The following is a 19504-nucleotide window of genomic DNA, read 5'->3' as shown; positions in this document are numbered from 1 at the left end:
CTTTATGTTTTGCTATTGGCTACGGGACAGAAAATGGATTAAAAGCAACCCCATGAGCACAATTTTAAAGCTTGAAACAACCGACACGGAAAACGCGAAACCGAGTGATGAAGCTGGCGCCTCGATCTACGAGCGCTTGCGTGACGACATCATTTCCGGTCGCGTCAAAGCCAATGAGAGGCTGAAGGTTGCCGAACTCGCAACCCGGCTCGGGACATCAACCAACCCGATCCGCGAGGCGCTGCAACAGCTTCGAGGTGAGGGCTTCGTCGTGATGAGCCCCAACCGGGGCGCACGCGTGAGGCCGATCGACGAAGATTTCGTGCGTGACATCTGCGAAATCGAAGTGCTGATCGAGCCTGCGCTCACACGCTGGTTCGTAAGCATTGCCACGCACAGCGACATCGCCGAACTGGAGCGTCTGCAGGGAGAGATCGAAAAGATGAACTTCGGCGACGAGATGGCTCACTCCAACCTCGACCTGCAGTTCCATCAGCTGATGTACAATCGGCATTACAATCGTCATGCCGTGGAACTCTGGGTGCGTCATCGCCACATCCTTTGGGCGATTAGCAGAGGATTTCCAACCTCTCTCAGCCGGCAGGCCAACGTGCTGGCCGAACACCGAGAACTTATAGCCTGCGTCAAAGCGCAGGATGCGGAAGGTGCTGCTGATGCAATAGCACGCCATGTGGAAGGCTCAGGCAGGCACATCATAGAACGCATGCGCCTTAGCAAAAGGTAAGCGATATCGCTCCCCGCGATACTGGCACGATGGACAAGCTCCAAGAAAGCTGCCTTGCGACCTATCCGTTTTGCGAAGGCCGTCTGCCTCGACGGTCAGCACCGTGGGCGAAAGGCGTGCGTCTCGACACCACCGCCACCAACTTATTACCGCGTCTGCGGCTATAATGGTTGTCCTGCGCAGGCGGATAGATGTATTCAAGGGGCCGAATATTCACTCAAACCTGCAGGCACATGGAAACTTCGCTTTATCTGCCCGTCAAAGGCTTCCTTGAGAAGGCGGGTTACACTGTCAAAGGCGAAGTTGGCGGCTGTGACCTCGTTGGCTTGAGCGATACGGATCCGTCCGTGGTCGTGGTCTGCGAGCTAAAGCTCAGCTTCAATCTGGAACTCATTTTGCAGGCCGTCGATCGCGCAGCTATAGCGGACGAGGTCTGGATCGCGGCCAGAGTTTCAGCCAGGGGTAAAGGCCGCGAGGCCGACAAACGCTACCGCGATCTCTGCCGCAGGCTCGGCGTCGGTATGCTCGGCATTTCCGATGCCGGAGACGTCAGCATTATCGTCAACTCCGTAACACCGATGCCACGAACCAATCCGAAACGGCGTTCGAGGCTTATGCGTGAACACCAAAGGCGACGCGGCGATCCGGCAGTCGGTGGAAGCACGCGCGCGCCTATAATGACCGCCTATCGCCAGCAGGCGCTCGGCTGCGCTTTGGCTCTCGCATCTGGACCGATGCGTGTGCGTGAAATCAGATCAAGCGTCCCGGATGCCGGAAAGATTCTGCTGGCCAACGTCTATGGCTGGTTTGAACGGCTCGACAGAGGAGTGTATGGCTTGACCGAAGCCGGTCGGCAAGCACTCCAGCAATGGCCGCAGCAGGAAGCGCCGGCAACAGCGATGGCGCCCGCCTGATTTCTGTTCCGCACCAGAACGCGACGTTGCCTCACGAAACATCGCTTTCCAGGCCACTCGACCACTCACTGCCAGGAACCAGCCCTGCGGGCTCTACACTTCGACAGGCTCGCGAACATCATCCAAGAGAAAGTGCACGATTACATAATTCGTCGTGTATTTCTGACCGCTATCGGAGACGCTCTCAACGCTGCCACCGTCGGAAGGATGCCATTTCTGATAATGAGGATTGTTGGTGATCAGCGTAATCGCCTTGCCCGAAAACCGGCCATTCAACCGGTAACGGGCCTCTGCCAGATGCCAGATCTTCTCAAAATCCTGCTGGCTGATACGGCTTCTCAAAGCCTTCCTGGATACCACCTCTCCGGGCGAACTATCATCCTGTGCCGCCGATGGAATATGCAGGTCAACCTCTTCCGCACCGTCCAGCAGAAAGGCAAATTCGTCTGGCCACATCCGTCTCACGTATCGCTCCTCCCAAAGCTTAACGTCCTACAACACAGTCATGATAGCGCCTCCGCCGCGAGAGGCAATGGCGGATATGAACATACGTTCTCAGCAGTCCCCACCCCTCCTTATCGTCGCCCCATTTTCTCCGTCGACAACATATGTTCGAGGCATATTCTCATCAGCCAGCATAACGCAAAAAACGCGTCCCGTGGGGCCAGCATATTGCATGCTTCAGCATGGCATTGAATGAAATCAACTAATTTCGGGGGATATCACGCCTCAGCGTTTAATTATGGCGGAGAGGGTGGGATTCGAACCCACGATACCCTTGCAGGTATGCCGCATTTCGAGTGCGGTGCATTCGACCACTCTGCCACCTCTCCGCATGCGCGAACGCTTGCGTTGCGCGCTCCTCTTAAACATCAATGGCCGGGCTGACAAGGGGAATTTCGTGTTTATGTCACAAATTATTCGTCATGGGTGAGGCTGGGGAAATGCATCGGCTTCTGGCCGTTTTCGCAGATATTTTTAAGGTGACGCGCACGATCCGCAGGGGTGCGCGTCACATTCAGCAGCGTCAGATCCGTTGATAACGCCGCAGGATTTCCAGGATTTTTGCATCCTGCGCTTTATCCGGCAGAAGGGCCGGTTGGCGGCTGGCGCCGACGGATGGGTCCTGGAGATAAAGCGAGCGTTTGACCATGGCCGGTGCGAAGCCGAGGGTGTAGAGGTCGGTGCGGAAGTCGGCGTAGATTGCCTGCTGGCGTTCGGCCTCGGTGATGTCACCGGCGTTGAAAGCATTGAGAATGCCGGCCAGCACATCCGGCAGCGCGTTGCCGAGGCCGGAAATGCAGCCTGCCGCCCCGTTCTGCAACGACCAGAGAACGAGGTGATCCGGGCCGGAATAAACCTCGAAGCCGGGCATCTCCTTCGCCACCTGAAGATAGGCTTCGAGCGTCTGCTGAGCGCCGCCGGAATCCTTGATGCCGGCGATATTGCCATGGGTGGCGAGTTTGCGGGCGGTTTCCGGCTCTATGTGGTTCTGAGTGCGGGCGGGAATGTCATAAAGATAGACCGGCGTTTCGACGGCATCGGCCACCGTCGAGAAGTGGCGGATCAGGCCGTCCTGCGTGCAGGCGATGAAGAAGGGCGTGATGACGGCGATACCGTCGACGCCGATGCGGTCGAAGGCTTTGGCAAGTTGCAGGGTTTCGAAAGTGGCGGGCATGCCGGCATTCACGATGACCTTGGCACGGCCTGCAACTTCATCCACCACCTCTTCCGTCAGCCGGATTTTTTCCTCATGCGTCAGCGCGGTAAAATCGCCATTGGTGCCGGCGCACATGATGTTGTTGCCGGCCGCCACCTGGCGGCGCACCTGTGCGCGGGTCGCTTCGTAATTGATGGTTTCGTCCTCGTTGAAACAGGTGACGAGCGCGACGAAAGCTTGTTTGCTCATGAAAGAACTCCGCTTGAATTTGCGATGGCGTTGCCGGCCAAGGCCGGATGACGCTGGGATTGCATATCGGGGTCGGGATCGAGGCTCGCGGATAGAAGGGCACGGGTATAGGCCTCGCGCGGCGCTTCGAACACCTGGCGTACAGTGCCGAACTCCACCACCTCTCCACGCTGCATGACCATGACGTGATCGGCAAAATCCCGAACCACCGGCAAATCATGCGCGATGAAGATGAAGGAGAGGCCCATTTCGCGGCGCAGCTTGTCCAGCAGTGCGATAACCTGCGCCTGAACCGAAACATCGAGCGCCGAGACCGCCTCGTCGCAGATGATGAGCTTCGGCTCCAGCGCCAATGCGCGGGCAATCGCGATCCTCTGCCGCTGACCGCCGGAGAACTGGTGCGGATAACGACGCATATGTTCCGGCGAGAGACCCACCTGATGCAGCAATTCGGCAACCCGCTCACGCCATCTTGCCTTGGGCAATATCTCCGGATGGATGACCCAGGCCTCGGAAATCAGCTGGAACACCGTCATACGGGGATTGAGCGACTGGGTGGGGTCCTGAAACACCATCTGCAAATCGCGCCGGAGCGCAAAGAGTTCGGCAGGCGAAAGCTTGAAGAGGTCGCGACCCTTCCACAAGGCGCTGCCCGCATCCGGCTCGTCGAGGCGAAGTAGAATACGCGCCAGCGTCGATTTGCCGGAACCGCTTTCGCCGACGACCGCGATGGTTTCGCCTTCCATGAGGTCGAAGGAAACGCCCTTCAGCGCCTCGAAGGCGCCGTAACGCTTGCGCACATCACGCACGCTAAGCAGCGCTTCGCCCGCCGCCTGCGGCTCGTGCATGTTGCCCCTGCCGGGTGCAGCGCTGATGAGCTTGCGGGTATAGGGGTGCTGCGGATTGCGATAGACCTCACGAACCGTGCCGGCCTCGACCAGAACACCCTTTTCCATCACCACCACGCGATCGGCGATTTCGGCGACGACACCGAGATCGTGAGTGATGATGAGCACGGCCATGCCGGTTTCCCGCTGCAATTCCTTGAGCAGCGAAAGCACCTCGGCCTGCACCGTCACGTCAAGCGCGGTGGTGGGTTCGTCGGCGATCAAGAGATCGGGCCGAAGCGCCAGCGCCATGGCGATCATCACGCGCTGGCGCTGGCCGCCGGAAAATTCATGCGGATATTTCTTCAAGGCCCCGTCCGGGTCGGGAATGCCGACGCGGGCGACAAGCCGCCTCGCCTCCGCTTCGGCCTTTGCCTTGTCCATGCCGTGGGTGGTCATCGCCTCACGGATCTGCCAGCCGACGGTATAGACCGGATTGAGATGGCTGAGCGGGTCCTGAAAGATCATGGCGATGCGCCGGCCGTTGATTTCGCGGCGCGCCTCCGCCGGCATGGTCAGAAGGTCCTGGCCGTCGAGCAATATCTGGCCGCTACTGATATGTCCGGGCGGCATGTCGATGAGGTTCATGATGGCCGAGGACGATACCGACTTGCCCGAACCGCTTTCGCCGAGGATGGCCAGCGTTTCGCCACGGTCGATATGGTAGGAGACATCCTTCACCGCATGGACGACACCGCTTGCGGTGTGGAATTCCACGGAAAGGTTGCGCACGTCGAGAAGATGGTCAGCCATGCTTGCGGCCTTTCATTTCCAGCCGCCAGCGCTGCACGGGATCAAGCGCGATGCGCAGCCAGTTGGAAAGCAAGTTGAGCGACAGGGTGGTGAGAATGATGGCAAGCCCCGGCCAGAAGGACAGCCACCAGGCATTGGTGAGGTACTGCCGCCCCTGCGAGATCATCAGGCCCCAGGTGATTTCCGGCGGCTGAATGCCGATGCCGAGGAAGGACAGCGCGCTTTCCGCCAGCATCACATAGGCGAAATCAAGCGTCGCAAGCGTCGTCAGCGTCGGCAACACCACGGGCAATATGTGCCGGAACAGGATGCGTTTGCCCGATGCGCCCATCACACGCGCCGCCTGCACGAACATGCGCTCGCGCACCTCCAGCACCTCCGCCCTCGTGGTGCGGATGTAAACGGGAATGCGGGTGATGGCGAGAACCAGCATCAGATTGAGGATGGAGGAGCCAAGCAGATAAAGCACGATGACCGCGATCAAGAGCGACGGGAACGACATGATCACATCGGCGAGCCGCATGATGATCTGGCCGACACGGTTGGAGGAAAAACCGGCGATCAGCCCGAGCACGGTGCCGGTGATGGCGGAAAGAAGCACCGCGCCGGCGGCGATCATCATCGTATTTTGCGTGGCAGCGACAATGCGCGCGAGAAGCGAACGGCCGAGCGCATCCGCCCCCAGCCAGAAATACCATTCGCGCTGCCAGTCGAACGGGGCGAGGTTGCGCCCGCGCAGGTTCTGTTTCGTTGCCAGATCGCCAAGCCAGGTAGGGCCGACAAAAGCGAGGATAATGACAATGATGAGGAAGATCGCGGCGCAGAGCGCGAATTTATCTGCCCATAACATGCGCAGCATACGCGTTGCGAAGGACGGCTCGGCGATGATTTCGGTGTCGGCGCTGGAAAGGCTCATGGCTGAACGGCCTCCTCAGTGCCGGATGCGCGGATCGAGGAGCGCATAGGCGATATCGATCAGAAGATTCATCAGGAAGATCGCCAGCGCGGTGACGAGAATGGCGGCCAGCACGACGTTGAAATCGCGCTGAAGAATGGAGTCGATCATCAGCTTGCCGACACCGGGAAAACCGAAGATCGTTTCGACGATGACGGCACCGTTCAGAAGGCTTGCCGCCTGGTCGCCAATGACGGTGATGACCGGCAGCATGGCGTTGCGCAGGGCATGGATGAAAATGATCGGACCCGACTTCACGCCCTTGGCGCGCGCCGTTTTGACATAGGCCGAGGACAAAGCGCCGATCATCGAGCCGCGCACCACCTGCACGATAATGCCGAAGGGGCGCACGAACAGGACTGCAATCGGCAATATCCAGTGCAGCACGGAACCCGTGCCCGACGTGGGCAGCCAGGCGAGATTGACGGAGAATACGACGATAGCGACAATCGCCAGCCAGAAATCCGGAACGGATGCACCGATGAGCGAGATGCTCGAGGCCATGCGGTCGAAAAAGCCGCCGGAGCGGAAAGCCGCAAGCGAACCGACGACGATGGCGGCGGTGGTAACGAGCGACATGGTGATGACCGCGAGCCACAGCGTCCAGACGAAAGCCTCCAGCACCACATCCAGCGCTGGGCGAGCTTTCCTGAGCGATTCGCCGAGGTCACCCGTCATCACATCGCCCGCATAACGCAGGAATTGCACCATCAGCGGATCGTTCAGCCCGTGCAGCGCCCGGAACTGCTGCTTCAACTCTTCCGAAGCTTCCACCGGCAGAAACAGTGCGGCCGGGTCCCCCGTCAGGCGGGACAGGAAGAAAACCATGACGATGAGGCCGATCAGAGAGATCAGGCTCGCAACGGAACGTTTTCGGATGAAGCTCAGCATGGTTGCCTCCGGTTTTTCAATGCGGCGGCGAAGCTTTCGCCGCGCCGCCGCTTCTCAATTGACAAGACGCGGGGTCTTATTTGATGCCGATTTCCGAGAGCTGCAGCATCGAGTTGGTGGCGATGGTGGGCTTGAAGTCCAGCCGTTCCGAGACGCGGGAGAAGCCGACCATGTGGAACAGCAGCACCTCCGCCACCACATCGTCGTGCAGATAGGCGATGAGTTCCGACCAGAGTTTGGCGCGTTCGTCACCCACGGCTGCGGATGCACGTTCGATCAGATCGTCCACCTTTTTGTCCGAGAAGCCGGACTGGGTACCCTTGGTGGCATATTTGAAGAACATGGTGAAGGACGGGTCGCCCTTGGAATTATCGTGCATGGCGGCGACGATCTGGGGTCCACGGCCTTCCTTGAATGGCTTGGAGTAATAGCTTTCGTGCTCGGCCACTTCCACGAATTTCAGGTCGATCTTGAAGCCGACATCCTGCAATTGCTGCTGGATCGCCTCCATGATCTCGGTGACGTTGGGGAAATTCGCGGTGCGTGCGATGATGGTGATCGGCGTATCCACCTTCACACCGGCAGCCTTGGCTTCCTCGAGCAGCTTTTTTGCACCCTCGGGGTCATAGGGGAAGACCTTGACGTCTGGGTTCCAGCCAAGCGTGGTCGGCGGAACGAGCGCGGTGGCCAGCACGGCACCTTCCGGAACCAGCGTGCCGAGGAAGGCCTGCCGGTCGATGGCAAGGTTGAGTGCGCGGCGCACCCGCACATCGTTCAGCGGCGCAATATTGTGATCGAGACGCATATAGACGGTCTCGCTGTCGAGATAGGAAAAGTCGGTCTTCGTATTGGTAGCGTCGAGCTGCGAAATGGAAGGTGAAAGATCGGCTTCGCCGGTCTGCACCATGGCGGCGCGAACCGAAGGATCGGCGCGGAAAAGATAGGTCGCTTCCGTCACCTGCGGCTTGGCGCCCCAATAATCGTCGCGTGCGGTGAGCACAATCTGCTGGCCCGGTGTCCAGTTGGTCAGCTTGTAAGGCCCGGTGCCAACAGGCTCGCGGATGAATTCCATCTTGGTTTCTTCGGGAACGATAGTGACGAGCGACATCAAGAGCGGCAGAATGGGCTGCGCCGGGTCGGTCTTGAAGTCTATCGTGTGGTCGTCAACGATCGACGGGGTCACCGTCATGCCGCCGAAATAACGACGGGATTCGCAGGCGTTCTTGTCGCTCATGATGCGTTCGAAGCTGTGCTTGACGTCCTTGGCATCGAATGCCGTGCCGTCGGAAAACTTCACGCCTTCACGCAGATGGAAACGCCAGCTTCCGTCGGCATTCTGCTCCCACTTCTCGGCAAGGCGCGGCTGAACACCCTTCTTGCCACGCACATCAAGCTCGGTCAGCGTCTCGCTGACATTTTCCATGATGATGCGGCCGATATTGGAGCGGGTCGCCATGCAGGGCTCGAGCAGGTCCGCCTCTTCCGCCAGCACGATCTTGATCGGCCCCGATGCCGCGAGCGCCGGCGAAACCGCGGCGCTGAGGGAACCCAAGACAAGGGCGCCCGCAATCAATGACTTCTTCATTCCGTTCTCCTCCCAGATTCAGAATTCAGCAACATGGCGGCGCGCCGCAAGGGGCATCTGAAAAATCCCCGTCTCCTGCATTGAGGAGCATGACATGCGGATGATTGTCTCCTCCACCCGTAAGCAGAGCATCGACGTTATCGCATTTTTTGTCAATTTATTTTTCGAACGCAATTTTTATTCAGGTCAAATCTGTTAATTTTATCATTTAAAAACAAAAGGTTAATTCAAAAAACCAAAAACGACAGACCCTCTTTTTTTATCAAATAAACTTGACAACTTTTTTAATATGTCATTTTCATCGGGATAAGAGGAGACCACGATGACCCCTGATGACATCGCTCACGCCATGACCGGAGCCATCCATGCCGTGTCGGAAGACCGGCAGGAAGCGTTCCTGCCGTCGCCCATGATCCAGAACCATGCGAGCTTCCTGCACCTACTGGATGACGGCACCCTGCTCTGCGCGTGGTTTGGCGGCACGCTGGAAGGAAAATCGGATATTTCGATTTTCGCATCCGTGCTGACAGCGGGTGCAACCCACTGGGGACCACCGCAGCGCCTGAGCTACGACCCCGCCCATTCCGAACAGAACCCGGTTCTCTTCACCGCGCCGGATGGCGTTCTCTGGCTGTTTCACACAGCCCAGCCCTCCGGCAATCAGGATGAATGCCGCATTCGCATGGCGCGGGTCACACGCGACTCGGCAATACCGGAAAAGCTGTCCGCCGAGGAAGGCCGTTTTCTCGATCTTCCGCAGGGGTGCTTTATCCGCGCGCCGCTGCGCATCCGCGATGACGGCGCCTGGCTGCTGCCGATCTTCCGCTGCATCCAGCGCCCCGGCCAGAAATGGAACGGCAGCCACGATACGGCAGCGCTCGGCATATCCACGGACAATGGCGCGATTTGGCAATTGCAGGAGCTGGAGGAATCGACCGGCTGCGTGCATATGAGCCCGGTCGCTGTGACGAATGGGGGCTACGCCGCCCTCTTCCGCCGCCGTCAGGCCGATTTCGTTTATCGTACGGAAAGCGCCGATGGCGGCCGCTCGTGGTCAAAGCCGCAGCCGACCGATGTGCCCAACAATAATTCCTCCATTGCGATCATCAGGCTGAACGATGGCAGGCTGGCCATGATCTGCAACCCCGTCAACGCCGCGCAGTCAAGCGACCGCCGCGCCTCGCTTTATGACGAGCTGGGAGAGGAAGACGACAGGCCGGATGCCGATCCGAGCGGTGGCTGTGTGCCGGTCTGGGGCGTGCCGCGCGCGCCGGTTTCGATCTGCCTGTCCGATGATGACGGGCGCAGTTTTACCACCCGGATCCTGATCGAAGACGGGCCGGGCACCTGCCTTTCGAACGATTCGACCGATGGACGCAATCTGGAAATGTCCTATCCGTGGCTTCTGGAAGCGCCGGACGGTACGCTGCATGCGAGCTACACCTATCATCGCCGCGCAATCAAATATGTCCGGCTGGCGCCCGGCTGGGCTAACGAGAACGACGGGAGACAAAGATGAGCAACATCATTGGCATCACCATGGGCGACCCCTGCGGCGTCGGCCCGGAGATCACGGTGCGGGCGCTCGCAGAAATGTCCGCCCCGGATCGCGCGGCGACGCGGATTTACGGCAACCTCGCCACGCTGGAAGCGGCGCGGGATGCGCTCGGCGTTGATATCGATCTTTCTCAGCACACGGTCGACCTGCCCGTGGAGGGCGCGCCGCTGCCCTGGGGTACATTGTCGCCAGTCGCCGGCGACGCCGCTTTCCGCTTTATCGAAAAGGCCGTTCGCGATGCTGAAGCGGGCGCAATCGGCTGCATCGTCACCGCACCGATCAACAAGGAAGCCCTGAATCTCGCCGGTCATCATTATGACGGGCACACCGGCATGTTGCGCAGCCTTACCGGCTCCTCCGCCGCCTATATGCTGCTCGCCTCCGAACGGCTGAAGGTCATTCACGTCTCCACCCACGTATCCCTGCAGGAGGCCATTCGCCGGGCGACAACGGAGCGGGTGCTGGCCACCATCCGCGCCGGCAACGCGCATCTGAAACGTATCGGGTACAATCAACCGCGCATCGCGGTTGCCGGCATCAATCCACATTGTGGTGAAAACGGCCTGTTTGGCACCGAGGATGACGACCAGATCTCACCGGCGGTCGCTGCCGCACGCGCCGAAGGCATCGAGGTGCAGGGACCGATTTCCGCCGATACCGTTTTCCATCGAGCTTATTCCGGCGCTTTCGATCTCGTCGTCGCGCAATATCACGATCAGGGCCATATCCCGATCAAGCTTGTCGCTTTCGACACCGCCGTCAATGTCTCCGTCGATCTGCCGATAGACCGCACCTCCGTCGATCACGGCACAGCTTTCGATATCGCCGGCAAAGGCATCGCCAATCACGGCAACATGAAAGAGGCGATCGCCTATGCGCGCAGGCTCGTGGCGGGCAAGGAGCGGAAGGAATGAGCATCATGTCGACAGCTCCCATTCTCATCCACCAGCCACGACGACTCGCCGTTGGCGCTGGCACCATTTCACAGGTCGGCACCTGGGCGGGAAAAACCGCATCGACCCTGATTATCGCCACACCGTTGACGGCAAAATTTGCCGAACGGCTGCAATTGCAGGGCCCTTTCACGATCTTCGACGCCATTCCCGGCGAGCCCGACACCGCAACGCTCGATGCAGCCCTTGCCGCGGCGCGCGCTGCCCAACCCGATCTCGTCATCGGCCTCGGTGGCGGCTCGGTAATGGATGTCGCGAAGCTGGTTGCGGCGCTCTGGAATTCCGGCCAGACGCTCGCGGATGTGGCCGGGCCGAACAGGGTTGCCGGGCGCGACACACGGCTGGTGCAGATCGCCACCACCGCCGGCACCGGCTCGGAAGCCGGCATCCGCTCGCTCATCACAGACCCGGTGAAAGGCAGCAAGATCGCGGTCGAAAGCCCTCATCTGATCGCGGATTTCGCCGTGCTTGATCCGGAACTCACCTATTCCGTGCCATCGGCCGTAACGGCGGCAACGGGGGTGGATGCCATGGCCCATTGCGTCGAAGCCTTCACCAACCGCAAGGCCCATCCGATGATCGACGGTTTCGCCCGCATGGGCTTTGCACTGGTCGGAAAATATCTGGCGCGAGCCGTCCGCGATGGCGCGGATACTGAGGCGCGGGAAGGCATGATGCTCGCTTCCTATTATGGCGGCATCTGCCTCGGCCCGGTCAATACGGCGGCGGGCCACGCCATCGCCTATCCGCTCGGCACGCTTCTTAACCTGCCGCATGGGCTGGCAAACGCCATCGTCTTTCCGCATGTTCTGGCCTTCAACCAGCCTTCAGTTTCGGCGAAGACGGCAGAAGTGGCGGGAGCGCTCGGGCTTCGCGAACATCTTTCACCTGATGATCTGCGCAAGGCGGCAACGGATTTCTGTGCAGGGCTCGGTATCGAAATGTCGCTTGCGAGGCATGGCGCGATTGAGGCCGATCTTCCCCGCTACGCTGAGGATGCGTATGCCATCCGCCGACTGATGGATAATAATCCGGTCGATATGAGCCTTGAAGACGTGCTCGGTATTTACCGCCGCGCCTTCTGAGCGGAAATCCGTTGCGCGCTCCCGCGCATCGGTCTGCGGCGGCTTCCTTAATCCGCGTGCGAAGACTCAAACAGGCGGTCACGCGATCCCGTCAGATGCTGAAGCATCAGCTGGCGGGCCGCCTCCGCATCCCCTTCCGCAATCGCCTTTGCAATCGCCTCATGCTCGGCAAAAACACGGGCAAGGCCTGACGCCTCACGCTTCACCGACATGCCGTGGAACTTCATCCCCATTGCGATATGATCTTTCAGGGCCTCCATCGCGGTAGAGAAATAGCTGTTCCTTGCCGCCCGTGCGATGGCGAGGTGAAACTGATAGTCGGCATCCTCGCGGTGGGACTGGCGATTGGTGGCGTCCCGCATCAGCTCGAGCGCCTTTTTGATCGCTGCTAGCCTCTCGCCATCATGTCGCAGCGCCGCCGCAGCGGCGGCGGCAGGCTCCAGCGTCAGCCGGAATTCGTAACAGTTCAGAAGGTCCGCGACATTTTCCAATTGCCCGAAACCGAGCGGTTCGCGCAGGCCGAAGGCCCGGACATAGCTGCCGGAGCCTCTGCGGGAATAAATGAACCCCTGCTCACGCAGCCGCCGCAGCGCCTCGCGAACAACCGGCCTCGAGACTTCAAATTCCATGGCCAGTTCATGTTCGGTCGGCAGCCGTTCATCCGGCTTATAGGCACCGGATTTGATCGCCCGATGCATTCTCTCGAAAATAATGTCCGGAAGTGCCTTGCGCGCCGTTTCTTTCATCAGCCCCATCTGGTCAGCTCTCTCCAGCGTCATTATCGCCAAGCATCATTTTCGCGATCCGTTTCAACGTGTCAGCTTGCCCAAAACCGCCGGATTTCGCAATGATACATTGGTCACCGGACCAGCCAACCCCAAGACCGGGCAGGCATTCGCCGGCAAGACGCAGACGCGAAATGCCCATGGCACGCAACACGGCTTCGGCCGTGGCCCCGCCTGACAAAAGCAGCGTGGCAGCCCCGGCGGTAAAGAGTGGAACGACCCCCTGCCCCAGCCGTTCGGAAACGTCGAGCGGCGAAAGATCGTCCGTTCCCTGCGTCGCCTGAATGAGCGTCAAACGGGAACCTGCCTGTGCCTCAGAAGGGACTGCGCCACCGGGCGCGTCGACAATAGACGCCAACCCCTCACCCTTCAGGACTTCAATCTGTCCGACGGTGATCGGGTCTCGCGACCCGATGACAAAAAGCCCATTGCCCGAACGAATGGTTGCCGCTTCAGACACCGCTCTTCCCGTCATCGTCTCGGCCAGCGCCTCGGCAAGCCCGCGCGCACCCACCAGGAGATCAACGCCTTCTGCCCGTCCGGCAACAAGAGCCTCACTCATCTCCGCCTGCGACCGGGTATCGGGTATCGTGCAGCGGCCAGTATGCTGACTCAGCCTTTCACGGACCGGAATGGTGCCATCGACACCGAAACCGGACACCGCCCCATTAATGACAACGCGCCCGAAATCCGGAATGGCGGGAGCGACAAGCGCATGCCGATAGGAAATCGCATCCATTTCCGCCGCGATATGTCCCTTCAGGCGGGAATCGATCTTCTTGAACAAGACAATATCGGCAGGAACCAAGCCCAAAAGCTGCCGGGTGAGGCGGTACGCTTCATCGGCCTCTCCATCACGACATCCCAGATTGACGCTGAGAACCTCCGGCGCATCCGCAAGCGCTGCGCAGACGCCATCAAGGCCGATAGCAACCTCGGTTGCAAGCCCGCGCCCGGCAAAGGGGGCAGCTGCGTCGAGCGCGCCGGTCAGATCGTCGGCAATAATCAACAGCACGGGCAAGGCCTTCAGAAAAGTTGTAATGTTTCTCTTCGAGAAATTTATTTATAATCAATAGATAACAACATGTGAATAACAAAAATAGGCGCTACTTGAATATTTGGATGAGGGCTGAATCTGGAACGGGACGCGCAGCCTCGGGCCGCACCATCACAGGCAGCGCCATGGGAAGACGTAAACGAGCAGGTTTCGTCGTTACAGGAAGCGGAAGGGCAGGCCGGAGATCAGCCCTTTGACAAATCGCTTTTTCTGAAAATGTCCGTTCAGCGATACACGTGGCAGCAGCATCGGCTTTTCAAGGCTATGTGGCCCCAGCACACCGGCCTGCGTGGTGACCGCCACGGGAAAACCCGCGTTAAACACCGCCTTCGCCTCACGCTCTCCGGCGGCCTTTGTCCAGCCATAAGGATAGGAAAAGGACTGAGGCCGACGGCCAACATAGGCCTCCACCCGGTGCGTCGATTTCTCGATCTCGTCAGCAAGACGCGCCGCATCGATCCTGCGCATGTTCACATGCGTCATGGTGTGTGCGCCAAGGTGAGCCAGGGGATCATGCGACAGCGCCTTCAGTTCTGCCGCATCCATGACGAGTTCATCCACGATCGCGATGGGATCGATACCGTGTTGCCTCGCGACATGGTCAATCCGCTCCACCGCCTCATCCTCTGCTGTGGTCTGAACGAAATTTTCAAGACGTGTGAATGCTTCCGCTTTTTGCGAAAGGCTGGCGCATTTGACGTGTTCGGGCCCGGATCCGAAATCAAAGTCAAACGACGTGACTTTTTGCGTCAGTACGGCCGCGGATTCCCACCACACGCTGCGCGTCCTTTCGACAAAGCCCGGCGTGATGAAAATCGTATAGGGAACGCCGAATTTGCGGAAGACCGGGGCGGCATATTCCGCATTGTTGCGATAACCGTCGTCAAGCGTGAAGGCGCAAAAGGCCCTCCTTTCGGAATTATCGGCAAGCAGGCCCGGCAGATCGTGCAGATGAACGGGAACCAGACCACATTCAAGGGCAGCCTCTATCGCCTCTTCCAGAAATTGCGGCGTGATCGACAAATGCGCATTGGGCGCAAAAGCTAATGTTTCTTCGTGCGGGCGAACATGGTGCAGCGTGAAGATAACGCCACGCCCGGTAAAGGATGGAAAGGCCGAACGAACCGCAGGGAGGGAGCTCACCTCCAGCCCTGCCCGTATCGCCCCGTATTTCAGGGAGCGTTTCACCGACTTCAGCAGCATCCCTGCCGATTGGCGTGAATTCAGGCCGGGTAAAACCCGTTTTTTTATGACTCTCCAGACCGTGAGCGGCAGATCGATCAGTCCCGGCAAGGGGTCGTTGGTCGCAAAGGCAGCCCAGCTGCGGATTTTCCGTAACGAGGTGAAATAATCGCCGATACCCGTCTGACCACGCCGGTTCAACGTGAATGCCGCAACGGCATCACGGACGAGATAGGACCAGGATACGCCTTGCCGTGCGCGCACGGCCTGATCGGTCGACACATCATTGGCGACCTGCCACAGCAGGGCGCCAAGATCGATACCGGCTGCCGAACACAGGCCGAACCAGGACCACGGGCGCGGATTGACATCGAGAAGTTTCAGCGATCCGTCCCTGCCGTCCCGCTTGAACTCCACCTCGACCAACCCGCTGTGACCGGCCGACTTCAATATTTTCCGGGCTGCATCGATTGCATCGGCATTATCGACAACCTCAACGCAAGTGCTGGTATAACCGAAATCAACTGGATATTGGCGCGTGCGCCGGGCGGTGAATTCGGCAACCGGCTCACCGTTCCGCCAGAGCGCCGCATAGGAAAACTGGCTTTCTCCTCCGCCGGGAATAAGCTCCTGCACCACGACATTGCCGGCGCCGATCTCGCCGCTCGCCTCGGTAAAGGCGGCTTTCAACGCCTGCCGGTCATCGACGCGGATGACCTTTGCCCGCGAAATCACGGTGTCGCCGCCACCCATGTTCGGCTTCAGGATAACGGGAAATGTCATGTCCAGCGCATCGGCGTCATCGGCAGATGTCAGGGCATAGGTGCGGGGAAAGCTGACACCAAGTTCCGCCGCACGCCTGTAGAGCAGCGGTTTCTCACACAACCATTTAAGGGACGTCCAGTCCGGCAGGACAATTTTGTAAAGGGCGGAAAGCTCCTCGCGATGTTCCGCAACGAGCTGCACCTCACCGTCTCCCGAAGGCACCAGAAGCCAGCCTCTAAGGTCATGCTTCGTGGCCATTTCACGCAAAAACGATATTGCTCCGGCATCGCGCGGACCTGACCAGCGGATCGTTTCCCGCACGAAGCGGGACCAGCCCGGCAGGGGTGAATCATGTGTGAGATAGTGCACAGGCACATTCAGGGCGCCAAGGCTGCGGGCAAGGGCAAGCGTGCCGTGAGCGCCCCCAACAATAACAACTCCTGGAATGGTCAAAGTCTGATCCCCGTCCTACTCCACACCTTGATCGCAAAAATTGTTAAATAAATTGGATATTTCTAAAGTATTGAGCCGCGGCAGATCGAATTGCGGGAACCGAAGCGCCTTGCTCTTTCAACCTGTTGCAAGCAAGCGCTCCGGACTCTGCTTCGCGCGAATACCGCCTCACGCCTCTTTGCGGACGGCGCGCGGCTCACCATTGTCATCCACCGCAACCATGATGAAGACGGCTTCCGTCACCTTTTCCCGGGAATCCTGATAATGCCTGCGGGTCCAGGCCTCGATCTTGAGCGTGACGGAGGTACGCCCGACCTTTTCGATCCTGGTGTAGACGCATAATGTATCGCCGATCTTGACCGGTTTCTTGAAGACGATCTCATTGACCGCCACGGTGACGGTACGGCCGCCGGCCACATCGTTGGCGCGGACGAAAGCGGCAAGGTCCATCTGCGACATCACCCAGCCGCCGAATATATCTCCGGCCGGATTGGCATCCGCCGGCATGGCAAGCGTTCTGAGCGTGAGTTCCATATCTGCGGGCGGTTGCTGGTCCATCTCTCAAAATCCTTTTCACAAACCTCCCGCCGCCGGACTTAAACAACCGCGCGCCATCAGCCAATAGCCGATTTTTCGCGGCAGCCCTTCCAAAACAGCAAGGAATCACAAGGCCATCGTAAGCTTCGGTTAACCATGATGGGGCACGATTCCAAAAAACGCGAGGGCGTGCAAATGGCCTATGACTGGAGTGGAAACAACGCGATACAGCAACGCTACGACCGCATCATTCTGGCGGTCGCCGGCGTCGTCGCCATCAGCCTTGCGACCGGTACCCTCTTCCTGCGCTCGCAGGAAGGGCCGGGCAACACCATAAGCCTTGCCAAACAACAGCGGCTCGATTCGGAAAAATGGCACTTGCGGCTCTGAGCCGGCAAGACCTGTGATACCGCGCCCCTATTGCGGAGCGATATCCGGCTTCAACAGACTTTCTTTTGCAGGGGCATGGTCTTTTGCAGGGGCATGGTCCAGATGGGCCACGGCCGGAGATAGTACCGACAGGAACGTCTCTGACCGGCCGATATAGACAATCGCCACACCTTCAATACCGTGCAGAACCTCGGCCAGCGTATCCTGCGTCTGTTTTTCCAGCCCTTCCAGCAAATCGTCGATGACGATGAATTTCGGTTTGAGCAACAGGGCATTGGCAATCCGGATGCTCGCCTGCTCATCCGAATCCAGTCTCTTGTCCCAGCGAATATTTTCATCGAGACGGGGAGCCATCTCGCCAAGCCCGCATGCGGTGAGCGCCGCGACATAATCTTCCTCGGTAAACCGCTGTGGGGCACGCGGATAGGCAAGAATTTCGCGCAGCGTGCCGGTCGGCAGATAACCATGCTGTGCAATGAAAAGCGTGTCGGATTGTTCGGGCATTTCTATCCTGCCCTGCCCCCATGGCCACAGGCCCGCCATGGCAGCAAACAGTAGCCGCCGGTTCACGCCCTGCTCGCCATTGATCATCAGACGATCGCCGGGACCGATTTCAACCTCGCCCTCGCGCAGCCAGAAACCCCGCTCCAGATCCTGCCCGCCTGCATCGCGGCAGATAATGACCGACTGAAGACGGATTTTTCCGTTGTCGGCGCTTCGCTGAAGATCGATCGCCAGCCCATGCTGTTCGACGCTGTCCATCTGGATCAGGGCGTTGCGAAACACCGAAACGCGCTGCAATGTGGCCTTCCAGCTGGCGATCGGCCCAAAATTGTCGATATACCAGCGAAGAGCCGTATTGACCTGGTTGAAAGCACCAACGGCCATCATCAGGCCGCCAAATGTCAGGTTTCCGGAAAAATAAACCGGCGCGGCGATGAGAATGGGCGCGACGACCGCCAACCAGCCGTAGCCGGAAGACACCCAGGTGAGATGGGTGAGCGCCATGGCCAATCCGCGGATTACGCCGAGTACCGCATCGATGTCGACGCCAATCCGCCGCCGCTCGTTTTTTTCGCCGCGCGCAAGCGTAATCGCCGCCAGATTCTCACTGGCGCGCATCAGGGAAAAGCGCAGTTCGGCCTCTTTTGAATAACGCTCTGCATTGAGCCCAACCAGACGATAGCCGACAAGGTTGCTGAGCAGAGACGCCGAGCCCGCATACAGGATCGCCGCCCAGACCATGTATCCCGGAATGGGGACGAGATCGCCATTGATGGTGATGGAGAAACCCGCCGAAAGTGACCACAAAACGCCGATAAAGCTGATGAGCAGGATCGTCGCATTCACAAGGCCGATGGAAAGCGCCGTACTGCTTTCCGCCAGGTTGCGCACATCGTCATGCAGCCGCTGGTCCGGATTGATCGCAATGGTGCCGAATCCGGCAAGGCGCGCAGCGCGACCCGGTTTCAGCCATTGATCCACCATGTCTTTGGCAAGACCCTCGCGCATGTTCAGCGCCGTCATCTGGTTGAGCCAGGTCTGAATGACGTTGAGCAGCAGCAGCAGCCCGGCAATGATGGCGAAAACCTCAAGCTGGTGAAGGAAGGCGTCGAGATCGCGCCGCTCCAGCGCATTGTAAAACGGGGCGTTCCATTCATTCAGCCTGATCTGCCCATAGGCGGTGAGCAATATCACCGTCAAAAGGGCGATCGACAGCAATATCAGCCGGTTGCGCACGGGAGACGTCCAGAAGGCACGCCCCATCATGCGCAGCTGCGCAGGAAAATCGAGGTCGAAGCCCGAAAGGTTGGCCGCGCTCTTGCGCTGATCGTCGGTCACCGTGGTTGCCATTCATTCCATTCCGAAACGTCAGTCGGCAAAGAAAGCGGGCCGCGACCCTGCGTCTTGCGATGCCAAGCAATAACACGCCGTTGGACCTTGTCCACAATCCTGTCGAAATCCCCGCGGGTACGGTTGAAAAGCCCGGACAATTCTTTGTGCGGGCAAACATCGCGGCCTGCACCAACAATGCGATAGCCCCTGGAAATGATCCTTGCTTTCTTTTCCTGCATTGCACAAAATCCGAATAATTTCAGA

18 protein-coding genes and 1 tRNA gene are annotated in these 19504 nt (G+C 59.2%); 6 read left to right on the top strand and 13 right to left on the bottom strand.

The annotated features are described in order from the left end of the window. Positions 1-52 precede the first annotated feature (52 nt). Complete coding sequence (locus tag AC1ROR_RS13350) at positions 53-745, top strand: GntR family transcriptional regulator (protein WP_035226882.1); 693 nt, start codon at positions 53-55, stop codon at positions 743-745. A 233-nt stretch (positions 746-978) separates the two neighbouring features. Beyond that, positions 979-1659 (top strand): DUF2161 domain-containing phosphodiesterase, encoded by a 681-nt coding sequence (locus AC1ROR_RS13345; RefSeq protein WP_035226884.1) that lies wholly within the window; start codon positions 979-981, stop codon positions 1657-1659. Between the two features lie 93 nt (positions 1660-1752). Here AC1ROR_RS13345 and AC1ROR_RS13340 read toward each other — a convergent pair whose 3' ends face one another. The 7 genes from AC1ROR_RS13340 to AC1ROR_RS13310 all read right to left on the bottom strand — a co-directional run bounded on the left by AC1ROR_RS13340 (position 1753) and on the right by AC1ROR_RS13310 (position 8639). Beyond that, complete coding sequence (locus AC1ROR_RS13340) at positions 1753-2115, bottom strand: hypothetical protein (RefSeq protein WP_035226886.1); 363 nt, start codon at positions 2113-2115, stop codon at positions 1753-1755. A 287-nt stretch (positions 2116-2402) separates the two neighbouring features. Then, a tRNA-Ser gene (locus AC1ROR_RS13335) sits at positions 2403-2492 on the bottom strand. A 194-nt stretch (positions 2493-2686) separates the two neighbouring features. After that, positions 2687-3568 (bottom strand): dihydrodipicolinate synthase family protein, encoded by an 882-nt coding sequence (locus AC1ROR_RS13330; protein ID WP_498589683.1) that lies wholly within the window; start codon positions 3566-3568, stop codon positions 2687-2689. Then, entirely contained in the window at positions 3565-5208 is a 1644-nt protein-coding gene (locus AC1ROR_RS13325) for an ABC transporter ATP-binding protein (RefSeq protein WP_498589682.1), read from the bottom strand. Before AC1ROR_RS13325 ends, AC1ROR_RS13330 begins: the two co-directional genes overlap by 4 nt. Beyond that, positions 5201-6124, bottom strand: coding sequence for an ABC transporter permease (locus tag AC1ROR_RS13320; RefSeq protein ID WP_498589681.1), 924 nt, complete (start codon positions 6122-6124; stop codon positions 5201-5203). Before AC1ROR_RS13320 ends, AC1ROR_RS13325 begins: the two co-directional genes overlap by 8 nt. Positions 6125-6139: 15 nt before the next feature. Further along, positions 6140-7054 carry an ABC transporter permease gene (locus AC1ROR_RS13315; protein WP_003506052.1) on the bottom strand — a complete coding sequence of 305 codons (915 nt, stop codon included), beginning with the start codon at positions 7052-7054 and terminating at the stop codon, positions 6140-6142. Positions 7055-7130: 76 nt separating this feature from the next. After that, positions 7131-8639 (bottom strand): ABC transporter substrate-binding protein, encoded by a 1509-nt coding sequence (locus tag AC1ROR_RS13310; RefSeq protein ID WP_498589680.1) that lies wholly within the window; start codon positions 8637-8639, stop codon positions 7131-7133. Positions 8640-8961: 322 nt separating this feature from the next. On the opposite strand from AC1ROR_RS13310, the gene AC1ROR_RS13305 reads away from it, so the two are divergent. Genes AC1ROR_RS13305 through AC1ROR_RS13295 form a run of 3 tightly spaced genes read left to right on the top strand, consistent with a single transcriptional unit; the run spans position 8962 to position 12235 of the window. Continuing rightward, on the top strand, positions 8962-10158 hold the full coding sequence (locus tag AC1ROR_RS13305) for a sialidase family protein (RefSeq protein ID WP_498589679.1): 1197 nt from the start codon (positions 8962-8964) through the stop codon (positions 10156-10158). After that, positions 10155-11111, top strand: a complete 957-nt coding sequence (gene pdxA, locus AC1ROR_RS13300; RefSeq protein ID WP_498589678.1) for a 4-hydroxythreonine-4-phosphate dehydrogenase PdxA — start codon at positions 10155-10157, stop codon at positions 11109-11111. The genes AC1ROR_RS13305 and pdxA overlap by 4 nt, the downstream gene beginning before the upstream one ends. After that, positions 11108-12235, top strand: a complete 1128-nt coding sequence (locus tag AC1ROR_RS13295) for an iron-containing alcohol dehydrogenase (RefSeq protein WP_498589677.1) — start codon at positions 11108-11110, stop codon at positions 12233-12235. Before pdxA ends, AC1ROR_RS13295 begins: the two co-directional genes overlap by 4 nt. A gap of 47 nt (positions 12236-12282) precedes the next feature. Here the strand turns inward: AC1ROR_RS13295 and AC1ROR_RS13290 are convergent, their stop codons facing one another. The 4 genes from AC1ROR_RS13290 to AC1ROR_RS13275 form a co-directional block, all read right to left on the bottom strand. After that, a complete protein-coding gene (locus AC1ROR_RS13290) occupies positions 12283-12990 on the bottom strand; it encodes a FadR/GntR family transcriptional regulator (RefSeq protein WP_035225015.1) in 708 nt (235 codons plus the stop codon). A gap of 4 nt (positions 12991-12994) precedes the next feature. Next, positions 12995-14035, bottom strand: coding sequence for a four-carbon acid sugar kinase family protein (locus AC1ROR_RS13285; RefSeq protein WP_498589676.1), 1041 nt, complete (start codon positions 14033-14035; stop codon positions 12995-12997). Between the two features lie 198 nt (positions 14036-14233). Next, positions 14234-16477, bottom strand: a complete 2244-nt coding sequence (locus AC1ROR_RS13280) for a polysaccharide deacetylase family protein (RefSeq protein ID WP_498589675.1) — start codon at positions 16475-16477, stop codon at positions 14234-14236. A gap of 168 nt (positions 16478-16645) precedes the next feature. Continuing rightward, a complete protein-coding gene (locus AC1ROR_RS13275; RefSeq protein WP_035225019.1) occupies positions 16646-17035 on the bottom strand; it encodes an acyl-CoA thioesterase in 390 nt (129 codons plus the stop codon). A 174-nt stretch (positions 17036-17209) separates the two neighbouring features. On the opposite strand from AC1ROR_RS13275, the gene AC1ROR_RS13270 reads away from it, so the two are divergent. Beyond that, positions 17210-17404: a hypothetical protein gene (locus AC1ROR_RS13270; protein WP_035225254.1), complete on the top strand. Its 195-nt coding sequence runs from the start codon at positions 17210-17212 to the stop codon at positions 17402-17404. A 27-nt stretch (positions 17405-17431) separates the two neighbouring features. On the opposite strand, the gene AC1ROR_RS13265 is transcribed toward AC1ROR_RS13270, so the two are convergent. Together AC1ROR_RS13265 and AC1ROR_RS13260 are read right to left on the bottom strand one after the other, a co-directional pair. Continuing rightward, a complete protein-coding gene (locus tag AC1ROR_RS13265) occupies positions 17432-19258 on the bottom strand; it encodes an ABC transporter ATP-binding protein/permease (RefSeq protein ID WP_498589674.1) in 1827 nt (608 codons plus the stop codon). After that, positions 19243-19479, bottom strand: coding sequence for a hypothetical protein (locus AC1ROR_RS13260; protein WP_498589673.1), 237 nt, complete (start codon positions 19477-19479; stop codon positions 19243-19245). Before AC1ROR_RS13260 ends, AC1ROR_RS13265 begins: the two co-directional genes overlap by 16 nt. Positions 19480-19504 lie beyond the last annotated feature (25 nt).

The organism is Agrobacterium sp. GW821-FHT14E08 (assembly GCF_058803865.1).
Note: the sequence above shows the minus strand (reverse complement) of the source record. Positions and strands in the feature narration are given on the sequence as shown.